Here is an 18,408-nt window from a genome sequence, read left to right on the forward strand (position 1 = left end):
GCTACATCACCCCACTCGAAACCCGGGTCCGACTGCAACGCGACTTCACCCCCGCAGCGTAAGTTTCCGCTGTCCACGGTCACGGGGGAGCTTCAGAATGACTCGTCTAGGGGGGCCAGGAGGAATGCCGGGACTGTGGCCCCCCACGGGACCAGCGCGACTTTTCGACGACCGTTTCAAAGCGGTGGCACTGGAGCAGCTCGATCGGGTGCCCTGGGGCGCGGATCACCGCGCGACCCCCGGAGCCCGGGCGGGCTCGTCCTGCGGGCCCCTGGTCAGGGCGGCGCGGGGGTGCTGGGGGATGTCGAGTGGCCGCGCGTACCAGCCGGCGGCGGAATTGGCGCGCCTGTGGTGATCACCGGTCTGCTGGTGCCACGCTGGAAGGCATGAAGCTCCCTTTCCTGGGCGCCTGGCGCAATCGACACCAGCCGGTGTCGGGTTCGGTGTTGGCCACGGCTCTCGATCGTGATCCGGACGGTGTGATCGAGTTGCTGTCGGAGTGTGAGCTCCTGCGCTCGCAGGCGGCGACGGCGGGTCTCGTTCTGGACGAGACGCCGGCTTCCCTGGAGGCGTTGGACCAGCTCAAGCCGCGTTGGCGGCGCGATCCGGAGATGGTTCCGTGGCTGGGCAACGATGCCGGGCTCTACCTGGGAACGGTGATCGTTCGTACGGTTCCGGAGGCTCGCTGGGTGGTCTGGCCGAGTGGTCAGCCGGTCATCGCGTTGGCATCCGGGCGGGAGATCAACGTTGTGGAGTCCGGCCTGTCCTGGGCGTTCACCGGCTCTCCGGAGCTTTCGCAGGTGTATGCGGAGGTCGCCGAGCTCAGGGGGTGGGGCAGTCGGGCGAATCATCCCTGAATAACGTTTATACCCCCTTTATGCGTGTCGGAGTGACCGCGCTCGCTGGGGCGGATACGTTGCGGTGACCTCGATACGCGGCGACGGATGGGCAGGACCGTACATGGGTGTCGACCTGGCGATCGGGCCGCCCGGGGCTGGTGTGGTGGACGGGGGTCGGCGAGGAGCGGGTGACTGCCGCGCTCCGACCCGGCCCCTGCGCCGGCGGAAGGGTCGGCCGGGCGGGCCGGTGAAGGAGCTGCCGGGCTGGGAGTAGGGGACACCCGCCCGGCAGCGGCCGGAGATCACTCCTTGCGCAGGGGCACCGTGACGTACGAGGGGTCCGTGCGCGGCGAGGAGAAGGTCAGCTGCGCGCCGGTCGGGTTGTGCTCGATGTAGAGGGGGTCGACGGTGTCGATCACCAAGGCCAATCGGTGTCCGGCGGGCACGTCGTAGGAGGTGGCGAACAGGTCGAGGTCCACGGGGAAGGCGCGGCGCGGGGTCCTGTCGTGGAAGGTGTACGGCGCGTTGCTGATCAGTTTGCCGATGCCGAGCGGACCCACGTCGTACAGGTAGGCGACGAAGGTGCCGCTTGAGCGCGTGCTGGTGACGGTGGTGTGGAGCTTGGCGCTGCCGCGTACGTGTCGTTCCCCGGTGCCTCGGTCGGATTGCCAGACGGCGGCGAAGAAGCGTGGCAGCAGAGGGATCGATGCCATCGGAGGGGTCTTGAGGAACTGGTCGAGGGTGCTGGACAGCAGCAGGAGACCGCCGTTCGCTCCGGAGTCGACATTGGCCCACAGGTGTTCGCGATCCCCCAGCGCCAGTCGTTCGCTTGCCCGGGCGCCGACCTCCTGCCAGCTGCCGTACTCCTCGTAGCCGCCGCCGGTACGGGACTTGAGTCGGACGGGCGCCTCGGTTTCGACGCCGTTGCGCTCACCCTTGAGGTGGTGGTCGAACCAACGGTGAGCGCTTGTCCAGGTGTCGTTGGGCAGGCCGAAGAGGCCGCTGCCCTCGGCGGTGGCGTGGTCGCCGGGACGGAACTCCAGGCGCTTGGGACCCTTGAGCTCTTCGAAGAAGTCGGCGTACTGGTCGGGTGCGAAGATCGTGTCGCCCCACGCGTTGCCCAGCATGACGGCGGTGTTGTTGACGTTCAGCTCGTTGATCTTCTCCGCGGGGGACCGTTGCCGACCCCACTTGATCATTTCCTGCTCCTTGGACAGGTCCGAGGCGAGGAAGTCGCGCAGGATGCGCTTCAGTTCGGAACTGGGGCGCCCGGTCAGCGATCCGCTCAGGCCGAGCAGTGCGGCTGCCTGCCGGTGCTGGGTGCGCCCCGAGTAGATGGACTCGATCAGGTCGGCCCACCCGCTGAGTGCCACCACCGCCTTGACCCGTGGGTCGTGTCCTGCGGCGAGCAGGCAGATCCCGGCGCCATAGGAGACGCCGGCCATCCCGATGTGGGCCGGGTCAGCAGGGGTGTTGGCCAGCGCCCAGTCGATGACCGCGGACGCGTCCGCGACGTCCGGTGGTCCGGCCACCTCGATCTCCCCGCCCGAGAGCCAGAAGCCGCGCGAGGTGTAGCTCACCACGACGTAGCCGGAGTCCGCGAGCTTGCGGGCCTGGGCTGCGTATTCGATCTGTGGCAGACCCCAGCTGGTGGGCAGCACGAGGAGCGGGTAGCGCTGGTCCGCCCGCGCCTTCGCGGGGGTGAAGACGTTGCCCTTGAGGGTGACTCCGCCGGAGCCCGGGATGTCGTGGAAGCGGACCTGGGGGAGACCGCTGGTGGCGCTCAGGGTGGTTGGAGAGGGCAGGTTGGGCGCTGCCTGTGCCTGGTGGGGAGCCAGGCCCAGGGCTGCGGCGGCCAGTAGGGCCGCCGCAGCGGTAGCCGCGGTGGGGGTCCGCATCGGTCACTCCTCGTCGCGCCGGAATCAAAGTGACCCGACGGTAACCGGGAACCCTTACCGGAGGTAACTGGTCAGTAAGTTACGTGCCGGTAACAATTTGGAGTAACTTAGCTGCGCTGTGCGGTCGTTGATCCACCCGACAGGGCGCTCCTGGCCTGCCACTGTGTCCAGGACTCGTTCCACTCGCCGTAGCCATTGCCGAGCTTAGGCTTGCCCTTGCCGCCATCGCCCACGACTTCGAAGGGGTCCCCCACCTGCACCTGCCCGTAGACCTTGGCGGCGTTGGCGTCACTCATGCCGACGCAACCGGAACTGGCGTTCGCGCGGCCGAAGTTGTTGTTGTTCCACGGGGCTGCATGGGCGTACATCCCAGACCAGGTCAGCCGCATCGAATAGTCGACCATCTTGTCGTACGCGTCCCCGAGCCCGACCGTCTGGGAGTCCATCCGGATGGTGCCCTCCTTCGCCATCACGACGAGCTTGCCCTGCCAGGAGGCCTTCTGGCCGCCCGGAGTGCCAGCGGAGATCGGAATCTGCTGGAGCGTCCTGCCGTCCCGTTGCAGGGTCAACTGCTTGGTGTCCAGATCGACCTTGATCCGTTGGTCCTTGCCGATGGTGAACTCGGTGCGGTAGTCGCGGACGAAGAAGCCGCCCCCCTTTCCGGAGTCGACGCCGTTCAAGTTCGCCTGAAGCTCCACCTTGGTGCCGGACTTCCAGTACTCCTTGGGCCGCCAGTCCACCCGGTCCTTGCCCGAGTAGTCCTCGATCCAGCCCCAGGAACCCTCGGTCGCGTTGGACGTGGTGACCTTCAACCGGCGCTCGACGGCGGCCTTGTCCGTCACCGGGTTGTCGAAGACGATCGACAGCGGCTGGGCGATCCCAACCGTGGTTCCCTTCCCGGGCGCCAGGGTCAGCTTGTTGACCCGGTCCGCAGCGGCGGTGGTGAAGCTCGCCGAGGCGGCGGCGCCCTCGCCGTTCTTCGCCTCGACCGAGTAGGCGGTGCCGGGAGAAGCATTGCGCTCCGAGGTCCAGCTGCGGCCGTCGGCGGATATCTTGCCCGACAGCTCACCTCCCTTGGCGTCTGTCACCTTGACGGTGGAGAGCCGCCCGTCCGCGATGGATACCAGCACCGGCTCACCGGCCTTGGCTGCCTCGCCCGTCAGATTGACGGTGAGGGACATCTTCGCGGGGGCCTTCGCCTCCGCGTCGACGGCCGCTTCGGGGGAACCGCCCCCCGAGCAAGCGGTCAGGGCAGCCACCAGGACGGCCGTACCGGCCAGCGCGGCACGACCGGTCCGTCGGCGGAGCGTCAGGGGGCGGTATGTGCGGGTCAACGGGAAACCTCCGAAGGATTATCGGTCCGCAAAGGGAGAGGGCATGAAGGGACTCTAGGTTGCTCATCGGGCGGAACTCCCTGGTGAGACCGGTATGACGGTGGCTGAAGCACAACGGTCATCATTCGGTCACATACCAAGCGCGGACCGGTCACGGATGGCTGTGAGTCTCTTCGTCGATCCCGGAACTGACAGGAGACGGGCGGACCGGAAGGGCCTATGACGTGTGTGCGCTGCTTGCGACCCCCGCTGAGACGGACCGCTTGGGGCAGGTGGAGGTGCGTGCTCTTCCCGGCGACGACTACCTCAGGTATCTCGCAGGCCGAAAGGAGGCGAGCTTTCTGCAGTACCCGTCCTGGGCCGAGGTGAAAGAACACTGGGCTTCCGAAACCATTGGCTGGCACCGGACTTCGGGCGAGCTCGTCGGGGCCGCACTCGTTCTCTACCGCCAATTCCCCGGCACCCGCAAATACTTCGCCTATCTCCCGGAAGGACCGGTCATCGACTGGGCGGATCCTGCGGTCGACCGCCTGCTGGAACCGCTCAAAGCACACCTGCGTCGGGCGGGTGCCTTCGCGGTACGGATGGGACCCACGCCCGAGTACCGGCGATGGGACGCTGCCGACGTCAAGGCCGCGACCGGTCCCGGGCGTCGGATATCCGACGTGTTGGCCACCGAAGTCGACCCGCTCGGTGCGGCCGTCGCCGATCGGTTGCGGAGCCGGGGGTGGACCCGGTGCGGCGGAGAGTCCGATGCGGACGCCCAGCCCCGGCACGTCTTCCGCGTGCCGCTGCACGGCCGCTCCCGCCCGGAGCTGTGGGCCTCACTCAACCAGGAATGGCGCAGGAACGTACGCAAGGCCCAGAAGGCCGGTGTGGAGATCGTCATCGGCTCCGCCGCCGACCTGCCCGAGTTCTACCGACTCCTGGAGATCACCGAGGCGCGCGACGGATTCCGCCTGGGTCGCTCCCTGAGCTACTACCACAACCAGTACCGGGCGTTGAACGCGGAGGAGCCGGGCCGGATGCGGCTCTACCTCGCCCGTCACCAGGGCGAGGTCCTGGCAGCCCACACCATGATCACCACAGGCTCCCGGGTCTGGTACCAGACCGGTGCCTCCGCCGACCACCGCCGCGAGGTGCGTCCCAGCAACGCCCTACAGTGGCGCATGCTGTGTGACGCCCAGGCACTGGGGGCCGCCGAATACGATATGCGCGGGGTACCCTCCACCCTCGACCCCGAGGAACGTCCGTTCGGCCTGCTGCGTTGGAAGCTCGGCACCGGCGGCCGGTTCGTCGAGACCCTCGGAGAGTGGGAGACCCCAATGACCGGAGCCACCAACCATGCGCTGTACCGCGCCTTCCAGGCATACCTGGGCCGCCGGTGACCGCCACCCAGGTCCAGGCAGCCGCGGTGCCCGCGGCCAAGCGGTCGATCCTCCGCAGCGGGGCCGTCATGGCGGCCGGCTCCGTGGTCTCCCGTGCCACGGGGTTCGTGCGCTCCGCAGTGGTAGCGGCGGCCCTGGGCACGAGCCTGCTCGGCGACGGCTACACCGTGGCCAACACGATCCCCAACATCATCTACATCCTGCTGATCGGTGGGGCGCTCAACGCGGTCTTCGTCCCCGAACTGGTCCGTGCGGCCAAGGAGCACCAGGACGGCGGCGCCGCCTACACGGACCGGCTGTTGACGGCGTGCACCGTCGCCCTGCTCGTCATCACCGCCGCCGCCGTTCTGTCCGCGCCGTTGATCGTGGATGCCTACACCGAGTACACCGGCTCGCAAGCCGAACTCACGGTCGCGCTCGCGCGCTACTGCCTCCCGCAGATCCTCTTCTACGGGCTGTTCACACTGCTCGGCCAGGTACTCAACGCGCGAGGCCACTTCGGGGCGATGATGTGGACCCCGGTCCTCAACAACCTCGTCGTCATTGCCGTCTTCGGGCTCTTCCTCGGGCTCGCTGGGGGCGGTGAGGCCGGGTTCAGCAGTTCCGACACCCGGCTCCTCGGCTGGGGCACGACCGCGGGGATCGTCGTCCAGGCGCTGGCCCTGCTCCCTTCACTTCGCTCCGCACGGTTTCGTTGGCGTCCCCGTTTCGACTGGCGTGGCAGCGGACTGGCCCGGCCGATGCGCTCGGCGGGCTGGCTGGTCATGCTCGTACTGACCAACCAGGTCGCCTACTGGGTGGTCACCCGCCTGTCGACCACCAGCGGCGTTCAGGCCGCCCGGGATCACCTCGTGGGCGGCGCCGGCTACATCGCCTACAGCAACGCCTACCTGCTGTGGGCCGTGCCCCAGGGAATCGTCACCGTCTCCCTGGTCACCGCCCTGATGCCCAGGATGAGTGCCGCCGCGGCCGATGGCGACCTCGCCAAGGTGCGGTCCGACGTCGGTTACGCGCTGCGCAACAGCGCCGCCGTGATCCTGCCCGCCGCCGCCCTGCTGCTGGCCCTCGCCCCCTGGGTGGTGGGCAGCGTGTTCGGGTACGGGCGGACCGGTGCCGCGGACGTCGAGGTGATGGCCGGGATACTCATGGCCTTCGCCCCCGGGCTGATCGCGTTCTCCGGGCAGTACGTGCTCTCCCGGGGGTTCTACGCGCTCTCCGACACCCGCACGCCCTTCTTCCTGAACCTGGTCATCGCGGCGCTACATGCCGCGGGAGCTCTGGCCGCCTACCTGTCGCTGCCGCCGAGGTGGGCTGTCACCGGCATGGCGGGGGCCTACTCGATCGCGCTGTGCGCCGGGTTCGCCGTCACCGCATACGCCTTGACCCGGCGGCTCTCTCCCGGGCCCGGCGCTACCGTGCTGCGATCGGCCACCCTGCGGATGCACCTGCGGTTGTTGGTGGCCTGCCTTCCCGCCGGGCTGCTCGGCTGGTTGACCGCACGGCTGGTGGCCGACTCCGGTGCCGGCGATCTGGCCAGCGCAGCGGCGGGTACCGCAGTGCTCGTCGTGGTGGTGCTCGCCCTCGCTCCGCTCCTACGGGTGACCGAGGTCAGCGCCCTTCTCGATCCGCTGAGGCGAAAGATGCGGCGATGAGGGTGCTGGAGCGGAACGGGGAGACGATGATCAACACCTTGGGATACTGACTTTATGTCGCGCGTACTTTTGATCGAGGATGACCATTCTGTGAGAGAAGGGGTCGGCCTCGGGCTGCGCCGACGCGGGCACGCGGTGCACGCGGCCGAAACCGGGGAGGCGGGCCTGGCAGCGCTGACCGAATTCCGACCGGAACTGGTCCTACTCGATCTCATGCTCCCCGGCATGAACGGGGTACAGGTGTGCCGACGCATCCGCGAGCAGAGCCAGCTCCCGGTCATCATGCTCACTGCTCGCGGCGATGACTTCGACATCGTCATCGGCCTGGAGGCCGGCGCTGACGACTACATCGTCAAACCGGCCCGCACCGAGGTCATCGAGGCCCGCATCCGCGCCGTGCTGCGTCGCCTGACCGGCCCGGCCGGCCACCCCGGCACCGAGCGGTACGGGGAGTTGACCATCGACCGGGCCGGGCTGACGGTCACCAAGTCCGGAGAACGGCTCCCGCTCGCGCCCAGTGAACTCAAGCTCCTCCTGCACCTGTCGGCCGCCCCTGAACAGGTCTTCAGCCGCCAGCAGCTCCTTGAGTACGTCTGGGACCACAGCTACCACGCCGACGCCCGACTGGTCGACGCCTGTGTGCGCCGCCTGCGCCACAAGATCGAAGACCCCGCCGACCGCCCCAGGTACATCCAGACCGTGCGGGGCTTCGGCTATCGCTTCGGCCCCCTGTGAGTGCTGAAGTGAAATCCCTCCGCAAGCGGCGGACCACCCCGCAACCCGACCCGACCGCCGCGGCCCGCCGCGATGAGCCTTCCGGTCCCCGGCCCGCCCGCCGGATCTCCCCGCTCGGCCTGCGCACCCGTCTGATCGCGGCCTTCCTACTGGTGGCGGCCATCAGCTCGGTCACCACGGCCGCACTCACCTACCGGGAGGCGCGCACCGCCATCCTCAAGCAGAGCCAGGACACCGCCGTCGCCAGCATGCGGGACCAACTGGAGAAGGTGGAGCTGTCCTCCCTGCCGCCGCCCAAGGAACTGCTGCGCGCCCTCGCAACCGAGATGGCCTCGCGCGGCAAACCGCACCCGTGGACCGTCTTCGCCGAATACGGCGATCTCCGTGTCTCCTCGACCAGTTCACCGACGTCCACCGTGGTCACCGAGGAGATGCGGACCGAGGCTCACAAGACCACACACAGCTCCTTCCAGCGGGTGGTCAAGGGCGGGCGGGTCTACCTGGCCTTCGCCGTTCCCACCATGTTCGAACAGGGCGGCGTCAGAAGGCCCTCGGGCGTCGTCTTCTACGGGGTCATGGCCCTCGACGACGAACAGGCCACCATCGAGGCGATGGTGCGCGCCGCCCGCGACGGGGCCCTGCCCGCGTTGGCAGTCGCCGTCATCCCGGCCCTGCTCGCGGCACGGAGCGTGCTGCGCCCGGTACGGGAACTGCGGCACGCCACCCAGCGGATGGGCCGTGGGCGGCTGGACATCCGGATCCAGGCCAAGGGCCGTGACGAACTCGCCGAACTGGCACGCACCTTCAACGAGACGGCCAGTGCACTGGAGGAATCGGTGGACGAACTCCAACAGGCCGAGGCTCGCGCGCGCCGGTTCGCCGCCGATGTCTCCCATGAGTTGCGCACCCCGTTGGCGGGGATGCTCGCCGTCACCGAACTACTCGACGAGGACGCCGATGGACTGGACACCGATACCGCCGCCGCGGTCCGACTCATCAGCACGGAGACCGGCAAACTCGCCGTCCTCGTAGAGGACCTGATGGAGATCTCCCGCTTCGATGCCCGTGCCGCCGAACTGAACCTCGACGAAGTCGACTTCGCAGAAGCCGTCCGTCAGACGCTGCGCCGTCGCCACTGGGCCGAGGAGCAGGTCCGTGCAGTGGTGCCCGCCGGCATCAGAGCCCGCGTCGATCCACGGCGGTTCGACGTGATCCTCGCCAACCTGGTCGCAAACGCGCTGCGGCACGGCAGCGCGCCGGTGCTCGTCACCGCGCGCGCTGAGGAGCGCACAGCCGGCGAGTTCCTGGTGATCGAGGTCCGCGACAACGGGCCGGGCATCAGCGAGGAGGCGCTGCCCCACATCTTCGACCGCTTCTACAAGGCCGATGCGGCCCGTACCCGCTCGGCGGGCAGCGGACTGGGCCTGGCCATCACCTTGGAGAACGTACGGCTGCACGGCGGTACGGTGCGCGCGGCCAACTCCCCCGCATCGGGAGCGGTCTTCACCGTGGAGATCCCTTTGGAGGCCGGGGCGTGAGGGGCCCGAAGGCGGTACGGGCTGTGGCGGTGGCACTGGCTGTCACGCTGCTCGCCGGCGGCTGCGGAATACGGGCGACCGCCCTGGTGGCGGCGGGTGACCCCGCCCAACTCGATGACACCGCAGTGGATGTCGGAAGGGGCTGGGTGCTGTTCTTCATCGGGCCGGATGACAGGCTGATGCCCGTCGTCCGGCCCGAAGCCGAGCAGAGCGACACCAAAATGGCGTTGGACGCTCTGATCGAGGGGCCTTCGGAGACCGAGCGGGCCGCGGGCCTGCGAAGCGAGGTACCAAAGCCCCGGAAGGGCGCGATATCGATCCTCGTGCGCGGGGGCACGTCGGGTGGGGTGCAGCTCCAGGTCCGCCTGTTCGAAAAGCTCCAGGGGTTGTCGAAGCTCGCCCGACGTCAGTTGGTCTGCACGGCCGCTCACAGCAGTGGCCTTGGAGAGGCGCGAGTCTCGGTGCTGGGCCTGGACGGTGAACTCGCCGCGACACCCTGCGAGACAGGGCCCTGAGGGGAGTGCGAAGGAGGAAGGCGGAGCAGGGCGGGCCGAGGCCCGTCCCGCAGTCCCCGGTGGGCGCGGGACGGCACCCGCGGGGCCTCGCCGCGTTGTCGAACCGCCCGAACGCACCCGGTATGAAAGCGACCCTCCGCCTGGCGCCGCACCGAAGCCGACGCCGGACGCTCACCCACCGGGTACTGCCGGACAGCCCTTAGCCGACAAGGGTGCAGATGCCACCGTTGGAGCCGTTGAGTACCTCGTCGAAGTTGTGCTCGTACCGCCCGTAGAGGGACGGGTCCTTGATCTTCAACAGCGTCTCGTCGTTGCCCCGGAGGTTGGGGAAGGTGTAGTTGTGGCTTCCCGTGAAGACCACCTTGCTGTTGATGAGACCGTCGTAAGTGCCCTCAACCAAAAGGTACTTCGAGTGTATCCCGATGTTCCGGCTCACGCCGTCCTCGTCGGTAGCCGTCGAACGACAGATCCGCAGGGAGTTCAGGCCGCCGCCCATCAGCGTCTGTCGCACCTCAGAGCCCAGGTTGCCGCTCTCGCCGTTGTAGTAGACGTAGACCGAGCAACCGGCGGCCCTCAGCCGGACCAACTCCTGCGCGACCTCCGGGCGCGTGAAGGCGAACATCGCCACGCGCACCTTCGTAGCCTCGCCGCCCGGATACCGAGCACAGTCGACCTTGCCGAGAAGGTCCACCACCGGATCGCCCTCCGCGCGCGGGAAGAAGGTGCTCTCGTATGGACCGGCCTGGGTCGTTGAGGCGTACTCGGGAAGCCCTGCTCCTTGCCCCTGCGTCAACTGCGCCTTCCAGTAGGACCGGTAGGCGTCGTAGAGCTCCACCCGAGAAATCGTCACCGCGTTGTTGTAGTACTGGTTGAGCTGGGTCGCGGTCAGGTTCGCGGAGGTTTGGAAGACGACGTTCTTCACACCCGCCGTCTGTGAGAAGAGGAAGAACTTGTTGTGGTTGATCGGCGGCTTCGAAAGGTCGGTGCGGTTGCCGATGCACCCACGGTCCATCGGGCACGCGAAGACGAAGGAGTCCTGTGCGGTGTCGGTTCCCAGGGCCGACGACTTGGACAACCGCGCGTACTCGCTGCCCGCCGCCGTCCTGCCCGCGTCGTCCATCAGGACCCTCACCTTCACGCCGCGCTGCCGCGCCGCGATCAGAGCTACTCCCGCCTCGTTGTCGTTGAAGAGGTAGATCGAGCCGTAGATCTCCGAACCGGGTGCGGCATTGGCTATCAGGCCCAGAAGCTGTGACTTGATGCTTTCCCGGTCCGACTGGACATCGGAGTCGGGAATGTTGAAGGTGGCCACCGGCGAGGTCGGTACCGAGAAGCCCTCGCTGGAAGCCACAGCCGCTGGTGCGAGCCGGGGTCCGCTGGGCACGGTGAGGGGTAGCGCGACGGCCAGGGCCACAGCCGCAGCCGTGGCGGCAAGTCGAGCGAACGGCCGAACGTGCATGTGAGGAGTCCGATCAAGGGAGGCAGGTGGGGCGTTCACCAGTGCGCATGCAGGGAACGCCTGGATGGTATCCAACGGCCATGCATGCCGGCCGCTCGCCCCGGGCGAGGCGCCCGACCGGCGGGAAGGGACCCTCGTCCCAGGGCTGCGGTCTCACCAACGATCACGTGGTCACCGGCACCTGCGCCGTCCGAGCAGCCGCCGTCACATCTGCAATTAGTTCCGTCACGTCTGGCCCGTAGGCCTGGGAGTTGACGACCTTCAGCAGCAGGCAGAAGGACCGCCGGCGGTAGCTACGAGCCAGTTGCTCGTGGTGGCGGGCGAGGTAGCGGGCAGCAGCCTGGTTGCTGATCGCGGTCTGACCACTGAGCAGGAACACCGGTCGGGCGCTCTGCTCCTGAGTCAAACGGGCGAGCAACACGTACTCCACCAAGCCCTTTTCCCAGCGGTAGGTCTCCCCACCCACCTTGATGGCTCCCCGATCCCGGCGTTCCTCGCTGTCGTGGTCGACGCCCACCCCCGGCAACAGGGACCGGAGGTGGGCGGCCGTGCGCACGTTGGAGATTGGTCCGCCGACGCAGAACTCCGCCCTTTCCCCGAAGCCCTGCTGTGCCGACTCATGGGCGACGATCTGGAGGTTCGCCTGGCAGTCCTTGATCAACGCCGATATCTCCAGCAGGGCGAAGGCGTCGCTCCGATGCACCGACCATTCGTTCGCGCCCATCTGACGGTTCACCACGAAGAGGCAGTCCGAACCGGTGGGCAGGCCGAAAAAGGCCTGCTTGCGGCGGAGCCTGCGCCGCCACAGGAAGGAACGGGCGAACCACCCGATCGCGGCGCTGACCCCCGTGGCCACCACACCGAGCACGATGTTGCGTACGTCCTCATTCATGGCGCGGATGCTAGCGCTGCCAAGAAGGCCCGCCCCAAGCCGCTTCTGTTCTCGTGGTCGTCGCGCTCCCTCGCTCGGCCGGGCACCGTCGGGGTGGTGGAGGCGGGGCGCTGGCGCGACGCCATCTGGTGACGGAGCGCCCCGAGGCGGTCAGCCTTCCCGGTCGTCGGCGGCCCTTCCCCTGAGCGTGGCGGCCGGCCCGGACCTCTGCGGGTCCTGTGCTCGCCATGCCGTCCGTGTCGGAGGTCCTGACGAGAGCGGGGAGGTGAAGTTAGGCTGCGCGCACCCTTGTTGACTGGAGGTACGCATGCCTCGTTCAACCGCCCGCTTGCTCGGCCGGAGCGTGCTCGCCGTGTCCCTGGTGTCCTTGGTGGGGATAGGTGCGGCACCACCGCCCGCTGCTGCAAAGGAGCCGGCGCTCGCCAAGTCTCCTGTCGCCGTCGGCTGGGGTGGGGCCGTGGCCAGCGTGGACGCCGACGCCTCGGCCATCGGCATCGCGGTCCTGCGGGCGGGGGGCAACGCGGTGGACGCGGCCGTCGCCACCGCAGCGGCGCTCGGCGTCACCGAACCGTACTCGGCCGGCATCGGCGGAGGCGGCTACTTCGTCTACTACGAGGCCAAGCACCGCCGGGTCCACACCATCGACGGCCGCGAAACCGCACCGGCCAGCGCCGATGCCTCGCTCTTTCGAGAGGGTCAACTGCCGGGCGGTGCTCCGATCCCCTTCGCCGAAGGTCAGACCAGCGGACTGGGCGTGGGAGTCCCCGGCACTGCGGCCACCTGGGAGAGCGCCCTTGACGCCTGGGGAACCCGTTCCCTGCGCCAGCTCCTGAAGCCCGCGCAGAAGCTGGCGCGACGTGGATTCAGCGTGGACGCCACCTTCCGAGCCCAGACCGAGCTCAACGAGAGCCGCTTCGCGGACTTCCCCGACACCGCCCGGCTCTTCCTGCCTGACGGACGGTTACCGCAGGTCGGGAGCACCTTCAAGAACCCGGACCTGGCCGACACCTATGCCGAACTGGCGCGCAAGGGCACGGGGGTCCTCTACCGCGGCGCGATCGCCAGGGACATCGTCGACACCGTGCGCCGGCCGCCCGTCCGAGCGGACGCCACCCGGCAAGTCCGGCCCGGCGACATGACCATGGCCGACCTACGCTCCTACGACACGCTGCGCCGGAAGCCGACCCGCGTGTCCTACCGTGGCCTGGACGTGTACGGCATGGCACCGTCCTCGTCCGGTGGAACCACCGTCGGTGAAGCGCTCAACATCCTGGAAGGCGGCGACCTCTCCGCACTGGACCAGACGCGGTACCTGCACCGCCTCATCGAGGCCTCGCGGGTCGCGTTCGCCGACCGAGGCCGCTGGGTCGGGGACCCCGACTTCGAACGGGTCCCCACGCGGGCGCTGCTGTCCCAGCGGTTCGCCGATTCCCGCGCTTGCCTGATCAAGGACGATGCGGTGCTGACCAGCCCGCTCGCTCCCGGAGACCCGCGCAAGCCCCGTGCCTGCCAGGCTGCTGCGCCCGCCGCGCCCACCACGTACGAGGGTGAGAACACCACCCACCTGACCGTTGCCGACCGTTGGGGCAACGTGGTGTCGTACACCCTGACCATCGAGTCCACCGGCGGAAGCGCCATGACCGTGCCGGGGCGCGGGTTCCTGCTGAACAACGAGCTGACGGACTTCTCCTTCGCGCCGGCAAGTCCCGAGGTCGTGGATCCCAACCTGCCGGGCCCCGGGAAGCGCCCCCGTTCCTCGATGTCCCCGACCATCGTGTTGAAGAAGGGGCGGGCCGTCCTCGCGCTGGGCTCGCCCGGGGGCTCGACCATCATCACCACCGTGCTGCAGAGCCTGACCGGACACCTGGACCGCGGACTGGCTCTGGACGCCGCCATCGCCGCGCCGCGGGCCAGCCAACGCAACCAGACCACCACGGAGCTGGAACCCGGCTTGTGGGACAGCCCGGTGCGCCCCGCTCTGGAAGCGCTGGGGCACCGTTTCCGGCCTAACGCTGAGATCGGTGCGGCCACCGGGGTGCAGCGCATGCCGGACGGCCGGTGGCTCGCTGCCGCCGAGGCGGTTCGTCGGGGCGGTGGAGCGGCCATGGTCGTCCACCCCTGGGGCAAGCCGTAGTCGCTGGCGGGTCCGTGCCCGTTAGCAGGCGCGGACCCGCCGGCCAACCGGAGCAACGCGAGGTGAGGATCGGTCCCGATCGGGCATGCGTGCACTCGTGGCTTCCTTCGACACGACCAAACGCCTGGGCCTGACGCTGCTCGGTGGCCTCCTCGCGGCCGGCCTGCTGCTGGTTTCCGCACGTGCCGACGCGGCACAGACGGTGGCCGGATCTCGTCTGCCCGGTGATCCCTCATGCCACCCCGCCACGTACAGATGAACTGAGCGTAGCCCGCCTGTAACACGGATGGGATGCAATGCCCTGCGGACCGCAACGATCCTGTCGCTGAGGGGTGTGTCCCATGTCGGTTAGTCAACTTCCGGAACAGGCGGCGTCCTTCGCCGAGCACCTGCGGCGGATGGTGGGACTGCTTGACCGGCGGTCCGGGTGGTACGCGGCCTTCGAACGACGTGAACCGCAGGCCCTACGGGCCTGTCTGGACGGGGTCGTGGTCGCTCCCTGGGATCTGGTCGAGTCCTTGCTCCAGGACCTGGCTTCGGCGCGCGGCAGTGACTTCGCCGCCCCCGTCGCCGAACGTACCGCCCACATGTGGTCGGCAGCGGTGTGCGCGGTGGACCACGCCCCGGCCGGGGCACAACGGCTGGGCACGGAACTCGCCGCAGCGCGTCGCGCGCTCGGTGCGGCCGAGGAACACCACCGGGCGGTCTGCGCGGACCTGGAGGCCGAGCCGGCAGCCGTGCAGCGGCAGACGATGGAGGGCGAACTCGCCTGGGCCCGAGCCGATCTGCTGCGGGCCCAGGCCAGGTGCCGGGAACTGGACAACCGCCTCGCCGCCCTTCGTGGGGCGGCCTCACCGTCGGATTCCGCCCCGTCCGCGGTCACCGGTCCGGTCGAGGAGCGCTCGGCGAAGCGGTCGTCCCCGAGGGCGGCCCGGCTGCGGCGCACCGGAACGCGCGGAGCGCGCTTCGCCGGGGTGGAGGGGGAGGCGCAGGCGCCGGTCCTGCCCGCACTGAGCGGACCGGACGAACCGTTGGGCGTCTCCGGGCCGACGGGGGCACGGTTCGGAGCTCGGCCCGCCGAACAGGTCCTCGCGCGGGCTACGCCCGCCGGTGCCGGGCGGGCGGAGGAGGAAGCGCAGTCCTTCGTCGCCGAGGTGGTGGGCGAACTACTCGTACTGCGGGCCCGTGGGATGACCGGCGAGGCCTATGCCGTGCTCTGCCGGGCTGCGGCAGGGCCGCCGGCCGCCCTGCCACTGTTCGCCGTCCAGCTGCGTCGGTCTGGACTGTCCGCCGACTGGGCCACCTTGCTCTGGGAGGCGGCTTCGTTGCCCCCGGAACGCCTGGCCGCTGCGGCTGGTGCGCTGGCTGCCTCCGGCCGCCCCCAGGATTGTGGCCAGCTGTTGCGGCAGGGTGTGGCGCGCCCGCCTGCGGAGATCGCGGACGCGGTGCTGGCGCTGACCGATGCGGGTCGGCAGGCGGAGGCGGCAGCCCTGCTGGACGCGTTCGTGCGGGTGCGCAGCGCCCAGGACTCCGCCCTGCTCACCGAGCGCGATCCACGACGTCTGGCTCCCCGGCTGTTGGAGACGGCCGGTGCCGTCTCCGAAGCCCGTGGCCGCGAACTCGCGCATGCGCTGAGGGTTGCCGGGGTACCTCTGGGCTGAAGGTGTGGGCGACTGATCTGGGCACCCCCAGAGCAGCTCGAATTCGACCACTCTGCGGCGAAACATGATCGACTCGGCCGGTTAACGGCGATGGTCTTGCCCCACGCTGGGACGGGGCTTACGTTCTCCTACCTACGCATCGTGTCTACGGGCGTAGAAGCTCTCTGACGTCCCGTCGAAGGAGCAGCTCATGGCCAACGTCGTCCGTGCCGCACTGGTCCAGGCCACCTGGACCGGCGATACCGAATCCATGATTGCCAAGCACGAGGAGTACGCGCGTGAGGCCGCCCGGCAGGGTGCGGTCGTCATCGGATTCCAGGAGGTCTTCAACGCGCCGTACTTCTGCCAGGTGCAGGATCCCGAGCACTACCGCTGGGCCGAACCCGTCCCCGACGGCCCGACCGTGCTGAAGATGAGGGAACTCGCCCGCGAGACCGGCATGGTGATCGTCGCACCCGTGTTCGAGATCGAAAGATCCGGCTTCTACTACAACACCGCCGCAGTGATCGACGCCGACGGCACCTACCTCGGCAAGTACCGCAAACACCACATCCCCCAGGTCAAGGGATTCTGGGAGAAGTTCTACTTCCGGCCCGGGAACGCGGGCTGGCCCGTCTTCGACACCGCGGTCGGCCGGATCGGCGTCTACATCTGCTACGACCGTCACTTCCCCGAAGGCTGGCGCCAACTCGGACTGGGCGGAGCACAATTGGTCTACAACCCGTCCGCCACCCATCGGGGGCTCTCCTCCCACCTGTGGCAGTTGGAGCAGCCCGCGGCGGCCGTCGCCAACGAGTACTTCGTCGCGGCCATCAACCGGGTCGGCCGTGAGGAGTACGGCGAGAACGACTTCTACGGCACCAGCTACTTCGTCGACCCGCGCGGGCAGTTCGTCGGCGATCCCGCCAGCGACAAGGAAGAGGAACTCCTCCTCCGAGACCTCGACTTCGATCTGATCGACGAGGTCCGCAAGCAGTGGGCCTTCTACCGCGATCGCCGCCCGGACGCCTACGAGGGGCTGATCAAGCCGTGACCGGAAACAGCCTGCACGACCGCCACCGCTCGGTGATGCCCGACTGGCTCGCGCTGTACTACCGCCACCCCATCGAACTCAGCCACGGCGAAGGCAGACACGTCTGGGACACCGAGGGCAACCGCTACCTGGACTTCTTCGGCGGCATCCTCACCACCATGACCGCGCACGCCCTGCCGGAGGTGACCAAGGCCGTCGCCGAGCAGGCGGGTCGGATCATCCACTCCTCCACGCTGTACCTCAACCGGCCGATGGTGGAACTCGCCGAACGGATCGCCACCCTCTCCGGCATCCCCGAAGCCCGGGTCTTCTTCACCACCTCCGGCACCGAGGCCAACGACACCGCGCTCCTGCTCGCCACCACCTACCGCCGGTCCAACCAGATCCTGGCGATGCGCAACAGCTACCACGGACGGTCGTTCTCCACCGTTTCCGTCACCGGCAACCGGACCTGGTCCCCGACCAGCCTCTCCCCGCTCCAGACGCTCTACGTGCACGGCGGGGTCCGAAGCCGCGGTCCCTTCGCCTCGATGAGCGACGAGCGTTTCATCGAGGCCTGCACCGCGGACCTAGAGGACGTACTCGGCCAAACCCGAGGGGGAGTGGCCGCCCTGATCGCCGAACCCATCCAGGGAGTCGGCGGCTTCACCTCACCGCCCGACGGGCTATACGCCTCCTTCCGCAAGGTCCTGGACCGCCACGACATCCTGTGGATCAGCGACGAGGTGCAGACCGGTTGGGGTCGCACCGGAGAACACTTCTGGGGTTGGCAGGCGCACGGCCAGAGCGGTCCGCCCGACATCCTCACTTTCGCCAAGGGCATCGGCAACGGAATGTCGATCGGAGGGGTGGTAGCCCGGGCGGAGGTCATGAACTGCATCGACGGCAACTCGATCTCCACCTTCGGCGGTTCCCCGGTCACCATGGCCGTGGGCCAGGCCAACCTCAACTACCTCCTGGAACACGACCTCCAGGGCAACGCCCGCCGCGTGGGCGGGTTGTTGCTGGAGCGGCTGCGGGCCATCGGCGCGACGGTGGACTCCGTCCGCGAAGTACGAGGTCGTGGACTGATGGCGGGCATCGAGTTGGTCAAGCCCGGAACCGACCGGGCTGATCCGGACCGCGCGGCAGCCGTATCGGAGGCAGCCCGAGAAGGCGGTCTCCTCATCGGCAAGGGCGGCGGCCACAACACCAGCGTCCTGCGCATCGCCCCACCACTGTCGCTGACCGTCTCCGAGGCCGAGGACGGCGCCCACATCCTCGAAGAGGCCCTGCACAGCGTTGGTTGACGAGCATCCCGCCGAGCCCGGGCCGGCCCGCGGCCCCGCTC

At 68.7% G+C, this 18,408-nt stretch carries 15 protein-coding genes; 11 read left to right on the forward strand and 4 right to left on the reverse strand.

Annotated features, from left to right (window positions below; genetic code table 11):
- The first annotated feature begins 386 nt into the window (after positions 1-386).
- Complete coding sequence (locus ACFYMC_RS17835) at positions 387-857, forward strand: DUF6278 family protein (protein ID WP_388525687.1); 471 nt, start codon at positions 387-389, stop codon at positions 855-857.
- 284 nt (positions 858-1,141) lie between these two features.
- Here the strand turns inward: ACFYMC_RS17835 and ACFYMC_RS17840 are convergent, their stop codons facing one another.
- Together ACFYMC_RS17840 and ACFYMC_RS17845 are read right to left on the reverse strand one after the other, a co-directional pair.
- The gene (locus ACFYMC_RS17840) at positions 1,142-2,737 is read right to left on the reverse strand and encodes a CocE/NonD family hydrolase (RefSeq protein ID WP_388525690.1); all 1,596 of its coding nucleotides are present in this window, start codon (positions 2,735-2,737) and stop codon (positions 1,142-1,144) included.
- A 107-nt stretch (positions 2,738-2,844) separates the two neighbouring features.
- Positions 2,845-4,071 (reverse strand): Ig-like domain-containing protein, encoded by a 1,227-nt coding sequence (locus tag ACFYMC_RS17845; protein ID WP_388525692.1) that lies wholly within the window; start codon positions 4,069-4,071, stop codon positions 2,845-2,847.
- A 278-nt stretch (positions 4,072-4,349) separates the two neighbouring features.
- Between ACFYMC_RS17845 and ACFYMC_RS17850 the strand changes: the two genes are divergently transcribed.
- Genes ACFYMC_RS17850 through ACFYMC_RS17870 form a run of 5 tightly spaced genes read left to right on the forward strand, consistent with a single transcriptional unit; the run spans position 4,350 to position 9,899 of the window.
- The gene (locus tag ACFYMC_RS17850) at positions 4,350-5,459 is read left to right on the forward strand and encodes a lipid II:glycine glycyltransferase FemX (protein ID WP_388525909.1); all 1,110 of its coding nucleotides are present in this window, start codon (positions 4,350-4,352) and stop codon (positions 5,457-5,459) included.
- Complete coding sequence (murJ, locus tag ACFYMC_RS17855; protein ID WP_388525695.1) at positions 5,456-7,111, forward strand: murein biosynthesis integral membrane protein MurJ; 1,656 nt, start codon at positions 5,456-5,458, stop codon at positions 7,109-7,111. Before ACFYMC_RS17850 ends, murJ begins: the two co-directional genes overlap by 4 nt.
- A 54-nt stretch (positions 7,112-7,165) precedes the next feature.
- Complete coding sequence (locus ACFYMC_RS17860) at positions 7,166-7,846, forward strand: response regulator (RefSeq protein WP_388525697.1); 681 nt, start codon at positions 7,166-7,168, stop codon at positions 7,844-7,846.
- 8 nt (positions 7,847-7,854) lie between these two features.
- Complete coding sequence (locus ACFYMC_RS17865; RefSeq protein ID WP_388525700.1) at positions 7,855-9,384, forward strand: ATP-binding protein; 1,530 nt, start codon at positions 7,855-7,857, stop codon at positions 9,382-9,384.
- Complete coding sequence (locus tag ACFYMC_RS17870) at positions 9,381-9,899, forward strand: hypothetical protein (protein WP_388525703.1); 519 nt, start codon at positions 9,381-9,383, stop codon at positions 9,897-9,899. The genes ACFYMC_RS17865 and ACFYMC_RS17870 overlap by 4 nt, the downstream gene beginning before the upstream one ends.
- A gap of 199 nt (positions 9,900-10,098) precedes the next feature.
- On the opposite strand, the gene ACFYMC_RS17875 is transcribed toward ACFYMC_RS17870, so the two are convergent.
- Positions 10,099-11,358 carry a phosphatidylserine/phosphatidylglycerophosphate/cardiolipin synthase family protein gene (locus ACFYMC_RS17875; RefSeq protein WP_388525706.1) on the reverse strand — a complete coding sequence of 420 codons (1,260 nt, stop codon included), beginning with the start codon at positions 11,356-11,358 and terminating at the stop codon, positions 10,099-10,101.
- 163 nt (positions 11,359-11,521) lie between these two features.
- Positions 11,522-12,250, reverse strand: coding sequence for a hypothetical protein (locus ACFYMC_RS17880; RefSeq protein ID WP_388525709.1), 729 nt, complete (start codon positions 12,248-12,250; stop codon positions 11,522-11,524).
- A 307-nt stretch (positions 12,251-12,557) separates the two neighbouring features.
- On the opposite strand from ACFYMC_RS17880, the gene ggt reads away from it, so the two are divergent.
- The 5 genes from ggt to ACFYMC_RS17905 all read left to right on the forward strand — a co-directional run bounded on the left by ggt (position 12,558) and on the right by ACFYMC_RS17905 (position 18,367).
- Positions 12,558-14,384: a gamma-glutamyltransferase gene (ggt, locus tag ACFYMC_RS17885; protein ID WP_388525712.1), complete on the forward strand. Its 1,827-nt coding sequence runs from the start codon at positions 12,558-12,560 to the stop codon at positions 14,382-14,384.
- A gap of 85 nt (positions 14,385-14,469) precedes the next feature.
- A complete protein-coding gene (locus ACFYMC_RS17890; RefSeq protein ID WP_388525715.1) occupies positions 14,470-14,643 on the forward strand; it encodes a hypothetical protein in 174 nt (57 codons plus the stop codon).
- 82 nt (positions 14,644-14,725) lie between these two features.
- Positions 14,726-16,045 (forward strand): hypothetical protein, encoded by a 1,320-nt coding sequence (locus tag ACFYMC_RS17895; protein ID WP_388525717.1) that lies wholly within the window; start codon positions 14,726-14,728, stop codon positions 16,043-16,045.
- Positions 16,046-16,235: 190 nt separating this feature from the next.
- Positions 16,236-17,078, forward strand: a complete 843-nt coding sequence (locus ACFYMC_RS17900) for a nitrilase-related carbon-nitrogen hydrolase (protein ID WP_388525720.1) — start codon at positions 16,236-16,238, stop codon at positions 17,076-17,078.
- A gap of 35 nt (positions 17,079-17,113) precedes the next feature.
- Positions 17,114-18,367 carry an aspartate aminotransferase family protein gene (locus ACFYMC_RS17905; RefSeq protein ID WP_388525912.1) on the forward strand — a complete coding sequence of 418 codons (1,254 nt, stop codon included), beginning with the start codon at positions 17,114-17,116 and terminating at the stop codon, positions 18,365-18,367.
- Positions 18,368-18,408 lie beyond the last annotated feature (41 nt).

Origin of the sequence: Streptomyces sp. NPDC006879, assembly GCF_042869595.1 — a bacterium.
Taxonomy (GTDB): domain Bacteria; phylum Actinomycetota; class Actinomycetes; order Streptomycetales; family Streptomycetaceae; genus Streptomyces.

Coding starts and splice junctions, on each gene's coding strand:
- ggt (WP_388525712.1), top strand. CDS start 12,558: ATGCCTCGTTCAACCGCCCGCTTGCTCGGCCGGAGCGTGCTCGCCGTG.
- ACFYMC_RS17900 (WP_388525720.1), top strand. CDS start 16,236: ATGGCCAACGTCGTCCGTGCCGCACTGGTCCAGGCCACCTGGACCGGC.
- ACFYMC_RS17875 (WP_388525706.1), bottom strand. CDS start 11,358: ATGCACGTTCGGCCGTTCGCTCGACTTGCCGCCACGGCTGCGGCTGTG.
- ACFYMC_RS17840 (WP_388525690.1), bottom strand. CDS start 2,737: ATGCGGACCCCCACCGCGGCTACCGCTGCGGCGGCCCTACTGGCCGCC.
- ACFYMC_RS17895 (WP_388525717.1), top strand. CDS start 14,726: ATGTCGGTTAGTCAACTTCCGGAACAGGCGGCGTCCTTCGCCGAGCAC.
- ACFYMC_RS17880 (WP_388525709.1), bottom strand. CDS start 12,250: ATGAATGAGGACGTACGCAACATCGTGCTCGGTGTGGTGGCCACGGGG.
- ACFYMC_RS17890 (WP_388525715.1), top strand. CDS start 14,470: ATGCGTGCACTCGTGGCTTCCTTCGACACGACCAAACGCCTGGGCCTG.
- ACFYMC_RS17905 (WP_388525912.1), top strand. CDS start 17,114: ATGCCCGACTGGCTCGCGCTGTACTACCGCCACCCCATCGAACTCAGC.
- ACFYMC_RS17835 (WP_388525687.1), top strand. CDS start 387: ATGAAGCTCCCTTTCCTGGGCGCCTGGCGCAATCGACACCAGCCGGTG.
- ACFYMC_RS17860 (WP_388525697.1), top strand. CDS start 7,166: ATGTCGCGCGTACTTTTGATCGAGGATGACCATTCTGTGAGAGAAGGG.